General features: G+C 63.1%; 15 protein-coding genes. 8 read left to right on the forward strand and 7 right to left on the reverse strand.

The annotated features are described in order from the left end of the window. The first annotated feature begins 217 nt into the window (after positions 1–217). The gene (locus I8746_RS02895; RefSeq protein ID WP_003248071.1) at positions 218–718 is read left to right on the forward strand and encodes a peptidylprolyl isomerase; all 501 of its coding nucleotides are present in this window, start codon (positions 218–220) and stop codon (positions 716–718) included. Then, positions 715–1,437 (forward strand): UDP-2,3-diacylglucosamine diphosphatase, encoded by a 723-nt coding sequence (locus I8746_RS02900; protein ID WP_012052537.1) that lies wholly within the window; start codon positions 715–717, stop codon positions 1,435–1,437. The genes I8746_RS02895 and I8746_RS02900 overlap by 4 nt, the downstream gene beginning before the upstream one ends. Positions 1,438–1,558: 121 nt before the next feature. Here the strand turns inward: I8746_RS02900 and I8746_RS02905 are convergent, their stop codons facing one another. Further along, a complete protein-coding gene (locus I8746_RS02905) occupies positions 1,559–3,871 on the reverse strand; it encodes an acylase (RefSeq protein WP_311044806.1) in 2,313 nt (770 codons plus the stop codon). 196 nt (positions 3,872–4,067) lie between these two features. Here I8746_RS02905 and I8746_RS02910 point away from each other — a divergent pair, with 196 nt between their 5' ends. Beyond that, positions 4,068–4,442: a hypothetical protein gene (locus tag I8746_RS02910; RefSeq protein WP_012052539.1), complete on the forward strand. Its 375-nt coding sequence runs from the start codon at positions 4,068–4,070 to the stop codon at positions 4,440–4,442. 36 nt (positions 4,443–4,478) lie between these two features. Here the strand turns inward: I8746_RS02910 and I8746_RS02915 are convergent, their stop codons facing one another. Further along, on the reverse strand, positions 4,479–4,667 hold the full coding sequence (locus tag I8746_RS02915; RefSeq protein ID WP_003248064.1) for a hypothetical protein: 189 nt from the start codon (positions 4,665–4,667) through the stop codon (positions 4,479–4,481). A gap of 151 nt (positions 4,668–4,818) precedes the next feature. Between I8746_RS02915 and I8746_RS02920 the strand changes: the two genes are divergently transcribed. The 4 genes from I8746_RS02920 (at position 4,819) to I8746_RS02935 (ending at position 7,248) form a co-directional block, all read left to right on the forward strand. After that, the gene (locus I8746_RS02920) at positions 4,819–5,277 is read left to right on the forward strand and encodes a hypothetical protein (protein ID WP_003248060.1); all 459 of its coding nucleotides are present in this window, start codon (positions 4,819–4,821) and stop codon (positions 5,275–5,277) included. Between the two features lie 251 nt (positions 5,278–5,528). Further along, on the forward strand, positions 5,529–5,909 hold the full coding sequence (locus I8746_RS02925) for a Mor transcription activator family protein (RefSeq protein ID WP_003248057.1): 381 nt from the start codon (positions 5,529–5,531) through the stop codon (positions 5,907–5,909). A gap of 65 nt (positions 5,910–5,974) precedes the next feature. Next, positions 5,975–6,619, forward strand: coding sequence for a DUF2589 domain-containing protein (locus I8746_RS02930; protein ID WP_012052541.1), 645 nt, complete (start codon positions 5,975–5,977; stop codon positions 6,617–6,619). A gap of 74 nt (positions 6,620–6,693) precedes the next feature. Beyond that, the gene (locus tag I8746_RS02935; protein WP_017147663.1) at positions 6,694–7,248 is read left to right on the forward strand and encodes a DUF2589 domain-containing protein; all 555 of its coding nucleotides are present in this window, start codon (positions 6,694–6,696) and stop codon (positions 7,246–7,248) included. Positions 7,249–7,267: 19 nt separating this feature from the next. Here I8746_RS02935 and I8746_RS02940 read toward each other — a convergent pair whose 3' ends face one another. From I8746_RS02940 to I8746_RS02950, 3 genes are read right to left on the reverse strand one after another with little or no spacing between them, the layout of a single operon-like run. After that, entirely contained in the window at positions 7,268–10,942 is a 3,675-nt protein-coding gene (locus I8746_RS02940; RefSeq protein ID WP_014756434.1) for a translocation/assembly module TamB domain-containing protein, read from the reverse strand. Then, positions 10,939–12,681 carry an autotransporter assembly complex family protein gene (locus I8746_RS02945; RefSeq protein WP_029611748.1) on the reverse strand — a complete coding sequence of 581 codons (1,743 nt, stop codon included), beginning with the start codon at positions 12,679–12,681 and terminating at the stop codon, positions 10,939–10,941. The genes I8746_RS02940 and I8746_RS02945 overlap by 4 nt, the downstream gene beginning before the upstream one ends. A gap of 52 nt (positions 12,682–12,733) precedes the next feature. Further along, on the reverse strand, positions 12,734–13,384 hold the full coding sequence (locus tag I8746_RS02950; RefSeq protein WP_004576713.1) for an N-acetyltransferase: 651 nt from the start codon (positions 13,382–13,384) through the stop codon (positions 12,734–12,736). 162 nt (positions 13,385–13,546) lie between these two features. Here I8746_RS02950 and xthA point away from each other — a divergent pair, with 162 nt between their 5' ends. Beyond that, positions 13,547–14,359 (forward strand): exodeoxyribonuclease III, encoded by an 813-nt coding sequence (gene xthA, locus I8746_RS02955; RefSeq protein WP_221100136.1) that lies wholly within the window; start codon positions 13,547–13,549, stop codon positions 14,357–14,359. 40 nt (positions 14,360–14,399) lie between these two features. Here the strand turns inward: xthA and I8746_RS02960 are convergent, their stop codons facing one another. Next, on the reverse strand, positions 14,400–15,152 hold the full coding sequence (locus tag I8746_RS02960) for an anti-sigma factor (protein ID WP_012052546.1): 753 nt from the start codon (positions 15,150–15,152) through the stop codon (positions 14,400–14,402). Beyond that, on the reverse strand, positions 15,149–15,670 hold the full coding sequence (locus I8746_RS02965) for a sigma-70 family RNA polymerase sigma factor (protein WP_221100137.1): 522 nt from the start codon (positions 15,668–15,670) through the stop codon (positions 15,149–15,151). The genes I8746_RS02960 and I8746_RS02965 overlap by 4 nt, the downstream gene beginning before the upstream one ends. Positions 15,671–15,769: the final 99 nt, after the last annotated feature.

Consider the following 15,769-nt stretch of genomic DNA (forward strand, 5'->3'; position numbering starts at 1 on the left):
TAGGCCGATTGAATCAAAGGGCCTATCATAGCCGAAGCAGTCAAGCTGCTGACAGCCGCGCCCGGACAAACTGATGTGATTTATCACGGCTTTTTGCCGCAGCCTGGCAAAATGGCCAGTGCGCGCCATGTGTCGTGATCGCCTGAACATACGTCAGGTGATAACCGGCGCCCTGCGCACCCTAATTTCTGATTGCCTTGAAAGAGCGAGTTTCAGCATGTCCAAAGTCAAACTGACCACCAACCACGGCGACATCGTCCTGCAACTGGACGCCGAGAAAGCGCCACTGACTACCGAAAACTTCGTTCAGTACGTCAAGGACGGCCACTACAATGGCACCGTATTCCACCGTGTGATCAAAGGCTTCATGATCCAGGGCGGCGGCTTCGAGGCCGGCATGAGCCAGAAGAAAACCCGCGCCAGCATCCAGAACGAAGCCGACAACGGCCTGAAGAACAAGAAGTACAGCATTGCCATGGCCCGTACCATGGAGCCGCACTCCGCCTCGGCGCAGTTCTTCATCAACGCCTCCGACAACGACTTCCTCAACCACAGCGGCAAGAACGTGCAGGGCTGGGGTTATGCCGTATTCGGCGAAGTGATCGAAGGCCGTGAAGTGGTCGACGCCATCGAAAAAGTGGCCACCGGTTCCAAAGCTGGCCACCAGGACGTACCGAAGGACGACGTGATCATCGAGAAAGCCGAGATCATTGAGTGATTCTGCTGATCTCTGATCTGCACCTGCAAGAAGAACGCCCGGATATTTCCCGGGCGTTTCTTGATCTGCTCGATGGCCGCGCCCGCCACGCAAAGGCCCTGTACATCCTTGGTGACTTCTTCGAAGCGTGGATTGGCGACGATGCCATGACGCCCTTCCAGCAGTCGATCTGCCAGGCCATGCGCCGGCTGAGCGACAGTGGCACGGCCATCTACCTGATGCATGGCAACCGTGACTTCCTGATTGGCCAGGCCTTCTGCGATGCCGCTGGTTGCACCTTGTTGAGCGACCCCAGCGTGATCGAGCTGGGCGGTGAACAGGTGCTGCTGATGCATGGCGACACCCTGTGCACCCGCGACCTGGGCTACATGAAGATGCGCCGCCTGCTGCGCAATCCGCTGAGCTTGTGGATCCTGCGCCACCTGCCGCTGTCGGCCCGCTACAAGCTGGCACGCAAGCTGCGCAGCGAAAGCCGCACGCAAGTGCGGATGAAGTCCACCGAAATCGTCGACGTCACGCCAGAGGAAGTCCCCAAGGTAATGGCGGCGCATGGCGTGCGCACCTTGGTGCATGGCCATACCCATCGGCCAGCGATTCACAAGCTGGTGGTCGATGGCCAGCCGGCACGGCGTATCGTACTGGGCGACTGGGACCGCCGCGGTTGGGCCTTGCAGGTTGACGAGCAGGGCTTTCAGCTGGCGCCGTTCGAGTTTTCCTGACCCGGCGGGTCGCCTTCTTCGCGGGTAAACCCGCTCCCACAGGCTCCGCATCAACGCTGCAAGCGGAGCGATTCCTGTGAGAGCGGGTTTACCCGCGAATGGGCCGGCGCAGGCTGACGCTTCAGGGCTGGCTGACTACCACCCCCTTGTCCCGCTCACTGATCACCACTTCCCGATACGCCGGGTCTGCCTTGATCTGCGCCTCGGTAAACGGAATCACCGCCAGTTGCTTGGCCGCAAATGCCTTGGTCTGGTCACTGGCATGCGCCGAAGACTTTTCACTCGACTGGGAAAACGCAAGCAGGCCACGGGCTTCTGGCCCCTTGTCGGTAAAGCTGACCAGTTGCAGGTAGCTGGTGCCACTCACCACCAGCCGCTTGCCCTGCCCGTGCGGCACGCTGTAGATCGCGTTGTACACCCCTAGCGCCTGCGGGCCACCTGGTACCGGCGTACCATCAAGGGCCTGTTGCACCTGCCCCCAGCGCGCTTCCCCGGCAACGCCACTTTCACTGACCTGCTTGAGCGACGCCAGTGCTGCCTGATGTACCAACCTGCTCACCACCGCCTGCTCGACAGCCAGGCCGCGCGGGGTGTGCTGCGGGTCGGCCGGGTTGAATGCCACTCGCCAGCTTTCCGGGTGCTCGGCCAGCGCATTGAACAGGTTCTGGAAGTGCACCAGGCCCATGCCACTGTCGAGGTCGGCCTTGCCGTTCCAGGCGGCCAGACTGCTGCACACGCCCTGCACATCTGCGCTGGCACCCTTGCACCATTGCAGCAGGTCCGGCAACACCAGGCTGGCCAGGTACACCTCATCATCGGTGACCATGCGCTGCAGTTCATCAGCACCTAACCGGGCTTTGCCCTGCAGGCGCTGCAAGGCAAAGCGGCCACGCATGCCCAGCGGCTGATCATTGCGGCTGATCAGTGGAGAGTAGCCGGTCAGCGGCTGCGCCGGGTTGGCCATCCAGGCCGGGTCGTTGGAGTTCTGAACGAAGTCTTCACGCTCCAGGCTTGGCAGCAGCCGCGCCGGGAAGATGCCCGGTTGCGCCGCCTGCGCGTCAACCTTCCACTGGCAGGCGCTACGCGAGCCATCCAGCACCACCAGGCGCCCTTGTGCCTGCGGGCTGCTGCAGGTATCCAACAGTTGCTGGTCAACATAGGGCACTACCGACTGGTTCAGGTACAAGGCCCGCCCTCCCTCGTCCACGGCCAGCGTGTTGACCCAAGGGATACCTTGCAACTGCTCGACCGATCCCTTCAATGCCGCCAGGCTGTCGGCTCGGTTGATCTGGTACCACTGCTGCAACACACGCGAGTTCTCAAGGTTGGCGTCTCGCACGCTGTAGGCCGCCTGCGCATCCCAGTCCAGGCGGCCTGGCCATTGCACCACCGGGCCGAACTGCGAACTGTAGACCGGCCGCTCAATCTGGCTCAGGCTGCCATCCGTGCCCTTGACCGCCACACGGATGGTTTGCCGGGCCATCGGCAGCGACTTGCCATCAAACATATAGCGCGTCGGGTCTTTGGGGTCGAGTTGCAGGCGGTAGAGCGTGAAGTGCTTGGAAGTGTCGACGGTGTGCGTCCACGCCAGGTGCTTGTTGAAACCGATGTTGACCACCGGCAGTCCCGGTAGCGCCGCGCCCATCACATCAAGCTGACCAGGAATGGTCAGTTGCATCTGGTAGAAGCGCATGCCGCCCATCCACGGGAAGTGCGGGTTGGCCAGCAACAGGCCGCGGCCATTGGCTGAACGCTGCGCGCCTACTGCCACCGCATTGCTGCCGCGCTCCGCGGCGAACCGCTCCTGCCGGGCCAACGCGCTGGCAAAGCCCGCTGACGATTGCGCACGGGCCAGCGTTGGCGGTTGCGCCCCTGCCAACGCCTCGACGAACTGCCCGGCACCGCCCTCGGCCAGTAAACGGCGGGTCAGTTTGACCAGATCCTGGCTGCTGATGGGCCGCACCCACTCACCATCGCCACACTCGGCGGGCAGCCCTTGACGACGGCGTTCGACCAACGCCCGGTTGTAGCCGCTGGCGTAACCCGCCAGCAACGCCTGCACCGGCGCGGGTTGCGCCTGCAGGAAGGCATCGACCGCCGCTGGGCTATTGAGCCAGGTGAAGAACAGGTCGCTGGTCAGGTTGTCACGCTGCTCCAGGGTCTTGCCCTTGGCGCCGAAATAGCGTGAGCGCTCACCGCTCACGGTCAGCACTTCATTGGCGAGCAGGCATAGGTTGTCCTGGGCGTAGGCATAGCCGACGCCATAGCCCAGGCCACGCTCATCCTTGGCCACGATATGCGGTACGCCGTATCGGGTATAGCGGATCTGGGCACTGGCGTCGGCTATCGCGGGCTGCGCCTGCACACCGACGCTGAAGGCCACCAGGGCAGCGGCCAGGCCGGCGCAAGTCATGGGACGGCAAAGTGGAAACACGGGCACTCCTCGGGTTCGGGGGTCATCCCGATCAGACGAATGGCCAGATGAATATTTTACGTATTACAAGGCGATGGAACGTCTTGATGAGAAACAGGCATTTTTTTCACGAATGGGTTGCAGTTTTTGCGTGCTCATTCGTCCTAGTAAGTGAGCCACCCACATTTCGGGTTCGTCCACGAAAAGGAGCATTCGCATGTACAACCCGCAAACCTCGATCCAGGCCGGGCGCGCGCCAGGCAAAACGTCCAAGGGACAGGACGTATTTGCTGAAGAACGAATCGGCAACGAACAGATCCGCGAACTGTTGCGCACCTTCGGCCTGCGCACCAGCCTGATCCGCCTCAAGGTTATCGATGCCTTGCACGCCGCCGACCGCAATGGCCGCAGTATTGGCGTACGCGGGGTGCACGCACAACTGGAACAACTGGATATCCCGCTGTCGTTCCTCAGTGTGCGTGAAGTGCTCAAGCGCCTGTGCACCGAAGGCGTCATACAACTGGGTAGCGACAAGTGCTACAGGCTCAACCCCCAGGCGCGCGCCGTACTGGAGCAAACACCCTCGCGCTGAGCGCATGGCCGGCCATACCTGGCCGGCCCGCGCAGATCAGGGCTTGACCTTGCGGCGCAGAATGCCGTTGATCACCACGACCACCACGGCAATGGCGATGGCCAGCATCTGGAAGGTCTGCTCACTGATCGTGCCCTGCTTCTGCAGGTGGGACAGGCCCAGCATCAGGCCCAGTACCACCAGGATGATCAGAAGTGAATATTTGAGGCGCTGCACGTGTGTCATCGAATGTTCCTTGCAACATCAGGGGCAAATGGCTCGCAACGAGCCGCGGCAATGATACAACGGTCACCGCCCCCGGCGCTGGATTTCCTGCTGGGTGGGGTGACGTCAGCCTGAAAGCATGGGGCTTCCTAGCACCCACGCCGGAGGCACCATGTACAAACCCCTGTTGTTCGCATCGCTGTTACTGACCCCGCTCTCCCTTCATGCACTGGACACCCAGCAGACGCCGGCCGAACACCTGCTCGAACTGGGCCGCGAGTTGGCCACCCATGCCGGTGCCAGCCAATGGCAACAACTGTGGCAACGCGTACGCCAGGCCGGCTACCTGCAGACCGAAACTGCACCGGTACATTTCAGCGTGCCCACAGCCCGCTTGCCCGACCTGGCCCGACAAACGCTGGCGCAGGCCGACCAGGCACAGCCTCTGAATCAGACCCAGGTACTGTACCGCCGCCACTTTGCCGACCAGGTCATCGGCCAGCGCAACGGCCAGCCGTTGCACGCGCTGTGCCTGCTGGTCGATTGGCGCACGTTGCCGCCGGGCATGCGCGCCACCCCTCAAGCCTATCTGGGTAGCGCCAGCTTGCTGAGCAGCTACCCGTGCGATTGAGGGGTGCCGCACCCGCTCCGCATCATCGCGAGCGACCCGACAGGAAACCAGGAAGCACAGCCAGATGTCGACGCCATTTCCTACAGCGCCAGATATCGCTGCCTGCAAATCCTGTTCACCGAAGCTACAACCCCCAACCCATATGCCGCCTAGCGACGCGCCTCGGCTGTCGCACAGAATTTGCTCACACCTTCGACATAACGCCGCGGGTGATCGGGTCGCACATCCCATCTACCCCGAAGGAGCGCCATATGCAAATGCCAGATTTGAGCCAGATCGATATCAGCCAACTGCCCCACTCGCTGCAGGCCCTGATCGACTGTATCGGCATCGAAAACGCCTACCAACTGACCTGCGCCTACGGCGGCAGGCCCAAGTACATCCCCAAGCACCGCGAGCGCACCAAGCTCGCTGACGTGCTGCCGGCCGAAGCGCTCGACGCACTGATCAAGCGCTTTGCCGGGGTCGCCCTGGAGATCCCCAAGGCTGACCACTTTCTGCGTCAGCTGCGCAACCAGCAGATCCAGAAGGAAAGCGCCAACGGTTTGTCCCGCAGCCTGCTGGCCAACAAGTACGGCCTGAGCCTGCGACAGATCGGCAACATCCGGCGCCAGGAGCTTTGCACGCGCTGACGCCCGGACAACTTGGCTGCTATTCGCGGCGGCCTTACCCCACTAGATAGAGCGAGCTTCCCGATATGTCGTTAGATAACAGCCTTATAGGCTCCGTGATCAATGCCCTGCCGATGGACCGCATGATCGCCGGTCCCTTGCAGGCCATGGTCCAGGCGCAGGTCACCGCCAGCAAATCCTACGCCGACTTCCTGATGCAGGTATGCGTCCAGGATGGCAAGGCAGTAGCCATCCAGTTCGACTACGACGAAACCATCGTCGACGAACAGGGCGAATACAAAGGGGTGGTCAGCAAGACCATGAAAGTGCCGCTGATGGCGGCCATTACCCACCCGAACATTTCCATCGAAGAGGGTAATGTAGAGTTCGAGCTGGTTATCAACCAGATGTCGGAAGATGTTTCCAACAAGGACATGAGTGCAGAAGCTACCGGCTCACTGGGATGGGGGCCGTTCAGGCTTAACGTGAAAGGCAGCGTGAGCCACAAATCCACGCAAACCCGTAAAACAGACACCCGTGCCCGCTATGCCTTCAACACGACCCTGAAGCGTCAGGAACCGCCCGAAGCGATGATGAGGGTAATCGAGTTCCTCACTGACGCCGCAACCAAGCCAACCATTGTCCGAACCGCCGCACTGGAAAGCCCGGACGAAATATCCCAGGCGGACACCTTGAAACGGGCCGCGCCTGCAAACCTACCGACCCCGTAAAACGCTAGCGCTTGACCCATAGCCCCTCCTGCCGGTAGCGGGAGGGGCACACCCTGGCCTGAGGAGTCGAATCATTGCAAAAGCCCCCCGCCCCCATGACCTCCATTGACCTGCGTGAAATTACCCGCGGCCTGCAAGAAGCCGCCAGTGCCACCAACAGCCTGATTGCCCAGCAGTACATCAACCTGTTCGACCAGTTTTTCGAGTGCGACACAGAAGCGCTGGGCGCCCCCATGAAAGCCAAGATGGTCGAGGTGGCCATGGATGGGCAGCACATCATGCGCGTCCCCCTGTTTGCGCTGGTGTCACCGAAAGGCCTGGCCCTTGAGCGCATGCAGGTCGACCTGTCGGTAAGGGTCAAAGGCACCGAGGCGCAGCAGGCACTGCTGACCGCGAGCGAGAGCAAGGCCGCGAGCTTCAAGGTCACCATTGGTGGCCAAGGCCGTCAGGGCGAAAACCGCGACCCCGACGAAGTGCAGATCCGCATGCAGTTCCAGGCGAGCGAACCGCCAGAGGCCCTGAACCGGTTGATCGAGGAATACACCAACCTGATCGTCCCGGTACGCGCCACCACTCCATCGCCCTCACCCGACACCAACGAGTTCATCGAGGCGGCCACCGTCCGTTGATGGCCGCCACGCTACGGGCCTAGAAGTCGCGCTTGTAGAAGATGTCCAGAGAGCTTGCCAGCCCACTGGCGGCCTCGAGGTAAACCTTCTTGCTCAGCTTGTAACGCAACGCGATCGTGTTGGCCGGTTCGAACACGCCCACCCCGTAACGAAGGCTGAGTTTCTCGGTAAGGTTACCGCTGGCGACCACGCTGGTGCTGTTGCCAGAACCTTCGGTATCCAGCTGAAAGTCGTCGATCCCCAGGCTCGACGCCAGGCTGCCGGTTATGCCGGCGCTCCCGGCAAGGCCCAGGCCCAGGGCCGCCTCGGCGAGCATGTTGTTATCTTCGCCGGTATTGCCCAATGGCCGCCCCAATACCAGGTACGAAAGCGCCTGCTCCTGGCTCATGGCCGGCTCCGAGAACACTTTGGTCGTCGGCTGCTCGGCGCTGCCGCTCAGGCGGATGCCGGCTATCACATCGTCAACCTTGCGGATCGCTTCGATGTCCAGGTATGGCTGGTCAATCGGGCCGGCGAACAGCAGACGCGCCCGGCGTATGGTGAGGCGCTGGCCGTAGGCACGGTAGCGGCCGTCTGCCAGGCTCAGTTCGCCACGGGTATCGAGGTTATCGCCGATGTGCACATGACCCAGCAGGTTGGCAGTCAGCCCGAAGCCGCTGAACGACAGCTTGTCGCGGCCGACTTCGACATCGATGTCCATGGCCATTGCCATGGGTGGTTTGCCTTCCTCGGTCTGGTGACCGACGATTACCGTGTCATCCGACACCTTGACCGTGGACGGCGGCAGCTCTCGTACAGTGATCTTGCCCTTGGGCACCTGCACCTTGCCGGTCACCGCCAGCTTGTCATCGATCAGGCGCAAGGTCAGGTCCGGGGCAACTTCCAGTGTGGCGTAGGGCTCGACCGCGACCGGCAGTTGCTGGCCTTGCAGACGCACGTCCATGCCCAGTGCCTGCCCCCAGGTGAGGTTGCCGCTCAACTGGCCACGTCCCGCCTCGCCACTGCGCCAGTTACCGTTGAGCTGCACTTGCTCGCCGGCAATCAGCGCCTGCAATGACAGGTCCTGAAGGCTGGCCGGCAGCTCGGCGCCACTGACTTCGCCACCGCTGAGCATCAGGTTGCCGTTGACCTGAGGTGCCAGCAAGGTGCCTGAAAGCCGACCACTGCCATTGAGCTGCCCGGCCAGGCGTTCGACCATGGGCACGAATGGGCGGGCCACCGACAGGTCCAGCCCGGCCAGGCGGAAATCACCCGACAACGGTTTGTTCTTGCCCAGCGGATCGAGCCGGGCGTTGACGTTCAGCTCACCCAGGCGCTCACCGCGAAACGCCAGGCGCGTATCGATGCGCCGCGGTGCCAGCGTGCTGTCCAGGCGCAGGGCCTGGTAAGGGAAATCGACCCAACGGCCTTTGTCGCGCACGCGCAAGGTGCCGCCACTGGCATCGACAACGACAGTGCCCTTGGGGCCGCTGGCCGGGATATCCAGGTTGATATCGGCATTGAGCAGGCCTTGCCAGGCAAAGTCCTTCGGCAGCCACTGGGCCAGGCTGCCCAGCGGGAACTGCTTGAGGTGGTAGCGCAGGCGCGGTTCGGGGGCCAGCCGCTGGTCGTCGCCACACAGGCTGGCCTGGCCGGAGCGCCAGCAGTGGGCCCCGAAGTCAAGCTGGCCGCTGGCCAGCCGCTGCAGGCGTGCGGGCGCCTGCAACTGCCAGTCCTGGCCACCGGCCTGGATGCGGCCAGTGGCCAGGCGCCCGCGCCAGTCACCTTTGTTCAACTGGCCATCCAGGCCAAGGTCGAGCTTGAGCTGCGGGCCATCCAGCGCCAGGGTCAAGGCCTGTTGGCGAATGTCGCCTTTGCCGTTGGCCTGCAACGTGCCCAAGGCGGTATCACCCAGGTGGATACCGGTTGCCTTGAGCCCGACTACACCGCGTTGGGCGTTGTCCAGGCGGGCATCCAGGTCCAACTGCTGCAGGCGGTTTTCGCCCTGAGCCAAGCGCTGGCCCTGCAGGGTGAGCGTACCTTGCGGGGCCTGCAAGGTGCCGGCGACATCCAGCCGGCCCTTGACCCCGCCTTGCAGCCTTGGCCACAACTGGCCCAGGCGCGGCAAGTCAAGGTCGATTTGCCCCGCCAGGCGCTGTTGCACGCTGCCACTGCCGTTGATGCGGTTGTCACCCAGCTGGATAGCCAGTGTGCCCAGGGTCCAGTTTTGCCCTGCCCCCTGGGCCTCGGCCTTGAGCATGGCTGGCTGGCCACGCAGGCGGCCCTTGAGGTCAAGCTGGGCATCCAGGGTAAGCGTATCGCCTTTCAGTTCGCCTTTACTGCGCAGTGGCCCCGCCAGGGTACCGGGCAGTTCGGCCAGCCAATAGGCCGGGTCGAGCGCGGAGAGCTGCAGGTCGACATCCCAGGCCAGGGTGTCGGCAAAACGGACGGCGACACTGCCGGCAGCCTTGCCCTGGCCGGCGCTCAGCGCCAACTGCGGCAGTTTCACCTGGGTGAGGTCACCTTCGAACGGGCTGGCCAGGCTGAACGCTCCTGCCGGGCCGTCCAAGTCCCCCGTGAAAGTCCCCTGGTAATTGCCATCACGATAATGCACCTGGGTATTGAAGCGCTTGAGGGTGACTTCAGGCGGGGTCTCCAGTGGGTACAGGCGCAACCACGGGAAGTCCTGCCAGTCCAGCTGCGCATCGGCGCTCAGGCCTTGCTGCCAGTCAGCCGTGGCTTGCAGCTTGACCCGTTGGCTGTCGCTGGCGGTCAGGTCCAGGGCATCGAGCCTGGCGCCTTTGCTGTCGACCAGACCGGACAGGAGCAAGGCGATCGGTGACTGCTCGGCCGGCAGGCTGGCCCTGCCAGACAGTTGATAGCCATCGAGCAGATCGCCCTTGGCATCGAGCTCGAGCGCGTTCAATTGCAGGGTGTCAGGCAACGCACCAGCCGGCTTGAACGCCTCGGAGCGGATGTGCAAGGTCGCCGGCAGGTGCTCGGCCAATGCCTGCAACTGCCCGCTCAATGTGGCATCGAGGTAACCACTGCTGGTGCCGGCGAGCTCCAGCGTCTTCTGCAATTGGCCATTGGCCGTCAGTGCCAGTTGCCAGGGTTTTTCGTCTACCGCAGGCAACTGCAATTGCGCCTGTAGTGTTACCGGCCAGTCGCCTTCGGGTTGCAGGTCGCCCTGTAGGCTCAATTGCAGGTCGTCGCGCAGCAGCCGCAGGCTGTCGATGCGTATCCCGCTATTGGTCCAGTGCGCAGCCAGTTGCAAATCGCCAAGCAGATCACTGCCATCCAGGCGCAGCTGCCCGACCTTGACCTCGCCCAGTTCGATGGCCAGCGGCAAGCGCAGGGTCGGCAATTGCAGCGGGGCGCTCTCGGTGGGTTCAGTGCTTGGCGCAAAGGCCATGTCAATGCGGTCTGCCTGCAACCGGTCAATGCACAAGGTCGCGCGCAGCAAGCAGGCAGGCGACCAGGCCAGCGACGGCGCCTGCATCTCTACCGTGCTGCCGCCGTCGGCCCAGGTTAGCCGGCTGGCCTGCCAACTGCCCGCCAGGCGACCCTGGAAGTCGGCCACTTCAAGCCCGGGCACCTTGCCCAGTGCCCAGCGGCTGCCGGCCTGGGTACCCAGCAGCAAGCCGAGCACCAGGCCCATGCTCGCGACGCCCCCCAGCAGGCCCAGTGAAGTAAATTTGATTACGCGTTTCACAGCTCGGGCCCCATGGAAAAGTGCAGGCGAATGCCCCCTTCGTCATCCAACGCCTTGGCCAGGTCCAGGCGCAGCGGCCCGACCGGCGATACCCAGCGCACACCAAACCCGACACCGGTCTTGAGGCTGGGCAGCTCCAGGTCGTTGAATGAGTTGCCTTGGTCGACGAACGTCGCAACCCGCCATTTTTCGGTCAGCGAATACTGGTACTCGACACTGCCTGCCACCAGGTAGCGCCCGCCGATACGGTCACCGTCGCTGTTTTTCGGCGACAGGGTCTGGTAGTCGTAACCGCGCACACTCTGGTCGCCACCTGCGAAGAAACGCAGCGACGGCGGAATGTTGTTCTTGAAGCCATTGGTCGCACTGCCACCAAACTGTACGCGCCCGAGAAAGCGGTGGTTGTGGCCGAGCGTGGTCAGACCTTTGAGCAATACGTTGCCGTGCAGCAGGTTGGTGTCGGAAACCAGCCCTTCCTTGGCACCTTGAACATCGAACTGCAGGCGATAGCCGTTGTGCGGATCGATGCGGTTGTCACTGCGCAGGAAGGAATAGCTGATGCCAGGCATCAACAGGTTACTCAAACCGGAGTCGTCCCCCAGGCGATATTCTTCGCGTTGGTACTTGAGCGAAATCACCCGCTGCCAGCCACTGGGCAGCTTGCTGTGCCACTCGGGGCCGACCGTCAACAGCTTGCTGAGCGTGTCGGTGCCGGCAAGCTCCTCGTTCTGGTAGCCACCGGCAAAGCGCAGCTTGTCGGTCAGCGGCGGATCAAGCGGAATGTCATACCACAGGCCGACGTTCTGGCGCGGGGCCGACAGTTCGGTTTCCCAGCCATAGCTGTGGCCTTGCGGGTTGACCCAGTGGCGGGTCCAGTTGGCCTTGCCGCGCGGCCCGACGTCGGTCGAGAAGCCCAGGCCAAGGCCCATGGTGCGTGGTTTACGGGTTTCCAGGTGAACATCCACCGGGACTTCTTCGCCCACAGCAGCAGTGGGTGCCGCATCCACACGCACGCCTTCGAAATAGCCGCTCGATTGCAGGTCGTTGTTCAGCTCTGCGACCAGTTCCGAGTCGTAAGGGGTACCCGGCTTGAACGACACCATGCGCTGCAGCAGGTCCTCGTCCAGCGGTGTGTCGCCACCGAAGGTGACGGCGCCCAGGCGATAACGCGGGCCACTCTGGTAGACTAGTTCGATATCCGCCACACCGGCTTGTGGGTCGACGGCCAGGCGCTGGCTACTGAAGCGCCCACTGAAGAAGCCATAGCGCGACGCCTGGTTCTGGATCAACCGCTTGGCATCCTCGTAATGGCCGTGATTGAGTTGTTCACCCGCCCGCAGCGCCTTGCTGTCAGGCACGCGGAAGGCCTTCATCTCGCTGGCTGGGCCCTCGATGCGCACGGTCACGTTGCGCAGGCGAATCGGTTCGCCCGGGTTGATGCTGATGATCAGTTGTGGGGGATGGTCTGCGTCGCTGGCGGGCTTGACCTCGGTATCGATCTGCGCCTGATAGTAGCCAAGTGCCTGCGCCGCTTTGCGCGCCTGCTCCTCTGCCCCGCGACTGAAGCGCAAAAGTGCTTCTTCGTCGCGGTCACCCAATGTGCCTATATAGCCTTCGACATTGGCCTTGAGCGCCTTGTTGGCCGGCTTCACCTTCACCAACAACTCGCTCTGGCCCCATGCTGCGAAACTGGCGACCCAGAAAACCAGGCCCCAGGTCAATCTTCCTGAATACGTCATGCGGCGCATGCTACCAGAGCCAGGCGCTCAAGGGAGCCGCCCGGCGGCCTGTTCAGGCAAAAGCGGGTTTTGAAGAGACTGGATTAGGATGAAAGAACACCCTCTCTCGGATTGGTCCTACAGCCACTTCGCCAATTTCCTCATAACCCTGACGCTGGTAAAAAGCCAGGTAGTGCTCGTTACCGGTGTCCAGCACCACCCCTTGGGTGCCTGGGTCTTCCGCGCACCAGTCGTGCACAGCTTGTAACAATTGCTCGCCGTAGTGCTTGCCCTGAAACTGCGGGTGCACCCCCAGCAAAGGCAACACATGCACCTGGTCAGTGGGCAGACAGCTGGCCAATGCAGCCTGGTAGTCCATGTAGCGCCGCGTACAGCGCAGGCCGGTACCCAGCATCATGCGCAGGCGCCAGGCCCAGCTGTCGGCCACGCCCAGCCGGCGCTGCGGTGGCACGATCAGGGCCAGGGCAATCAGGCGGTCCTCGACCAGCAGGCCGATGGCGGGCAGTTGCAGGTAGAAGTGCTGGCGCACCCATTCGCGCACCATCACCCGCAGGCGCCGCTCATACCCCGGGCGCTGGGCTTCGAAGATGTAGGCGAAGGTGGGCTCGTGGCGGTAGGCGTTGTACAGCAGCGAACGTGCCTCGCGGCTGTAACCATCGTCGAGCAGGCATACACGGGCCGGGGCGGCTGTGGTTTCGGGCATTGCGGGCAGACCTCCTGGAATGGGCGTTCAGTGCCTTGGAGGTGCCCCAGCGTGCTTCGTTCACCCCCAACAGCACGTTAGCAGCAGGCTCGCCTGGCCGCCATGCTGGTGATGCAGGTCGATGTCGGCTAGCATCGCGCCTTTTACCGGGATTGTCTTTCCATGAAGATCGTCTGTTTCAACATCAACGGCCTGCGGGCCCGCCCGCATCAGCTGGCGGCGCTGATCGAAAAGCACCAGCCGGACGTGATCGGCCTGCAGGAAACCAAGGTCAGCGACGATCAGTTCCCGCTGGCCGACGTGCAGGCACTGGGTTACCACGTGCACTACCATGGCCAGAAAGGCCACTACGGCGTGGCCCTGCTGTCGCGCCAGGCGCCGCTGAGCCTGCACAAGGGCTTTGCCACCGACGAAGAAGATGCCCAGCGCCGCTTCATCTGGGGTACCTTTGCCGATGCCAACGGCAGCCCGATCACCATCATGAACGGCTATTTCCCCCAAGGCGAAAGCCGCGACCACCCCACCAAGTTCCCGGCCAAGCAGCGCTTCTACAGCGACCTGCAGGCACTGCTGGAAAGCCAGTTCCGCAACGACCAGCCAGTGCTGGTGATGGGCGACATGAACATTTCGCCGCAAGACTGTGATATCGGCATTGGCCCGGACAACGCCAGACGCTGGCTGAAGACCGGCAAGTGCAGCTTCCTGCCGGAGGAGCGTGAGTGGATGGAACGTTTGAAAGGCTGGGGGTTGGTAGACAGCTTCCGCCACCTGTACCCGGAGGTGACCGACCGTTTCAGCTGGTTCGACTACCGAAGCCGCGGCTTTGAGGACGAGCCCAAGCGCGGCCTGCGCATCGACCTGATCATGGCCTCGCAGCCACTGGTGCCGCGCATCAAGGCAGCGGGCGTCGACTATGAGCTGCGCGGGATGGAAAAGCCGTCGGACCATGCGCCGATCTGGCTGGAGTTGAGCTGATTCGGGTGACGGGCCCAAGGTGCACACCTTGGGCCCACACTCACAACCCCAACCTCAACGCCTCCCCCACCCCCGCCCCACGCACATCGTCCGCCGCGCTGACCAAGGCAAAGTTATAAGCCCCATGCGACCAGTACCGCGCCTCCAGCTGGCCATCGACCCGCTGCCCGTCCGGCATGCGCCGATAAAGGTCGCCCGGCGAGCGCAGGAACAGGCTGATGCGCTGGCCCTTGCCATCTTCGAATACCAGTAATGCAGCCGGCCCCTGCTCGTTGCTGAGCAGGCGGGCGCCCACCGGTTTGAAGCCATACCCCGCCAGGTCCGGTAACTGGCCCACCCGGCTGAAATGGCGGCCCAGCCAGTCACGTAACTGCCCAGGATCACTGGCCTGGATATCCAGTGCTTCACTGCTGGCGAACAAACGGTGCGCCTGAACAGCATCAGCCATGGGCAGGTCGACCCGCGCCAAGGTTGCATCGCGCACTTGCCAGCCGCCCAAGCCCCCCACACCCAACGCCAGCATCACCACCGCCGCCGCCGCCCAACGCCGCTGCCGACGCTGGCGCAATTGCCGACGCAACTGGCCAAGGTCCAGCTGCGCCGCACCGGGCAGCTCGCCCAATCCGGCCAGCGCTGTGCGCAGCCGCCGGGCATCGGCGCGCCAGCCTTCCACCCGTGCCGCAGCTTGCGGGTTGGCCGCCAGCCAGGCCTGCACTTCGGCCCGGCGCACAGGTTCCAGGCGCTCATCGACGTAAGCGTGCAATTCGTCATCGCTGGGGATCAGGCGCTTCATTTCAGTCTCCGCAAGGCCGGGGGCTGGGGGTTGCCCTCGGTCAGTTCGCGCAAGGCATTGCGCGCGCGCGACAGGCGCGACATCACAGTGCCGATGGGGATGCCCAAGGCCTGGGCGGCCTCCTTGTAACTCAAGCCTTCGATGCTGACCAGCAACAACAAGGCACGCTGCTCCGCCGTCAGCCGGGCAAACGCCTGCAGGTCGGCCTGTGCCAGAACGATGGTTTCGAGGTTGTCACCGACCGGCTCATCGTCGTGCTCGTTACGGCCGAACCAGGACAACCAGCGCGCATGCAATCGCTCGCGGCGCTTACTGTCGAGGAACTGTCGATAAAGGATGGTGAACAGCCAGGCACGCAGGGCATCAGCGTCCCGTTGCTGGTCGCGACGGCTCAGGGCCCGCTCGACCGTGGCCTGCACCAGGTCGTCGGCGCTGCCCGGCTCACGGGTCAGCCACACGGCAAAGCGGCGCAGGCGGGCCAGCAGCTCGCGCCACTGGTGGTCGTCCAAATCATGCATGGCTAGGTCCCGGCCTCTGGGGTTGTCAGTGTAAAGGGCAGACGCCTGTGAACACATTCTATTCCCGATGAGGGAATAACTTTTTCTCTGACACGTCGT

The organism is Pseudomonas sp. USTB-Z, from assembly GCF_019691255.1.
In the GTDB taxonomy this organism is placed as follows: domain Bacteria; phylum Pseudomonadota; class Gammaproteobacteria; order Pseudomonadales; family Pseudomonadaceae; genus Aquipseudomonas; species Aquipseudomonas alloputida.

Bases quoted from the DNA above. Each gene is read 5' to 3' on its own strand.
- I8746_RS02895 (WP_003248071.1), top strand. From the start codon at position 218: ATGTCCAAAGTCAAACTGACCACCAACCACGGCGACATCGTCCTGCAA.
- I8746_RS02910 (WP_012052539.1), top strand. From the start codon at position 4,068: ATGTACAACCCGCAAACCTCGATCCAGGCCGGGCGCGCGCCAGGCAAA.
- I8746_RS02915 (WP_003248064.1), bottom strand. From the start codon at position 4,667: ATGACACACGTGCAGCGCCTCAAATATTCACTTCTGATCATCCTGGTG.
- I8746_RS02920 (WP_003248060.1), top strand. From the start codon at position 4,819: ATGTACAAACCCCTGTTGTTCGCATCGCTGTTACTGACCCCGCTCTCC.
- I8746_RS02925 (WP_003248057.1), top strand. From the start codon at position 5,529: ATGCAAATGCCAGATTTGAGCCAGATCGATATCAGCCAACTGCCCCAC.
- I8746_RS02930 (WP_012052541.1), top strand. From the start codon at position 5,975: ATGTCGTTAGATAACAGCCTTATAGGCTCCGTGATCAATGCCCTGCCG.
- I8746_RS02945 (WP_029611748.1), bottom strand. From the start codon at position 12,681: ATGACGTATTCAGGAAGATTGACCTGGGGCCTGGTTTTCTGGGTCGCC.
- I8746_RS02950 (WP_004576713.1), bottom strand. From the start codon at position 13,384: ATGCCCGAAACCACAGCCGCCCCGGCCCGTGTATGCCTGCTCGACGAT.
- xthA (WP_221100136.1), top strand. From the start codon at position 13,547: ATGAAGATCGTCTGTTTCAACATCAACGGCCTGCGGGCCCGCCCGCAT.
- I8746_RS02960 (WP_012052546.1), bottom strand. From the start codon at position 15,152: ATGAAGCGCCTGATCCCCAGCGATGACGAATTGCACGCTTACGTCGAT.
- I8746_RS02965 (WP_221100137.1), bottom strand. From the start codon at position 15,670: ATGCATGATTTGGACGACCACCAGTGGCGCGAGCTGCTGGCCCGCCTG.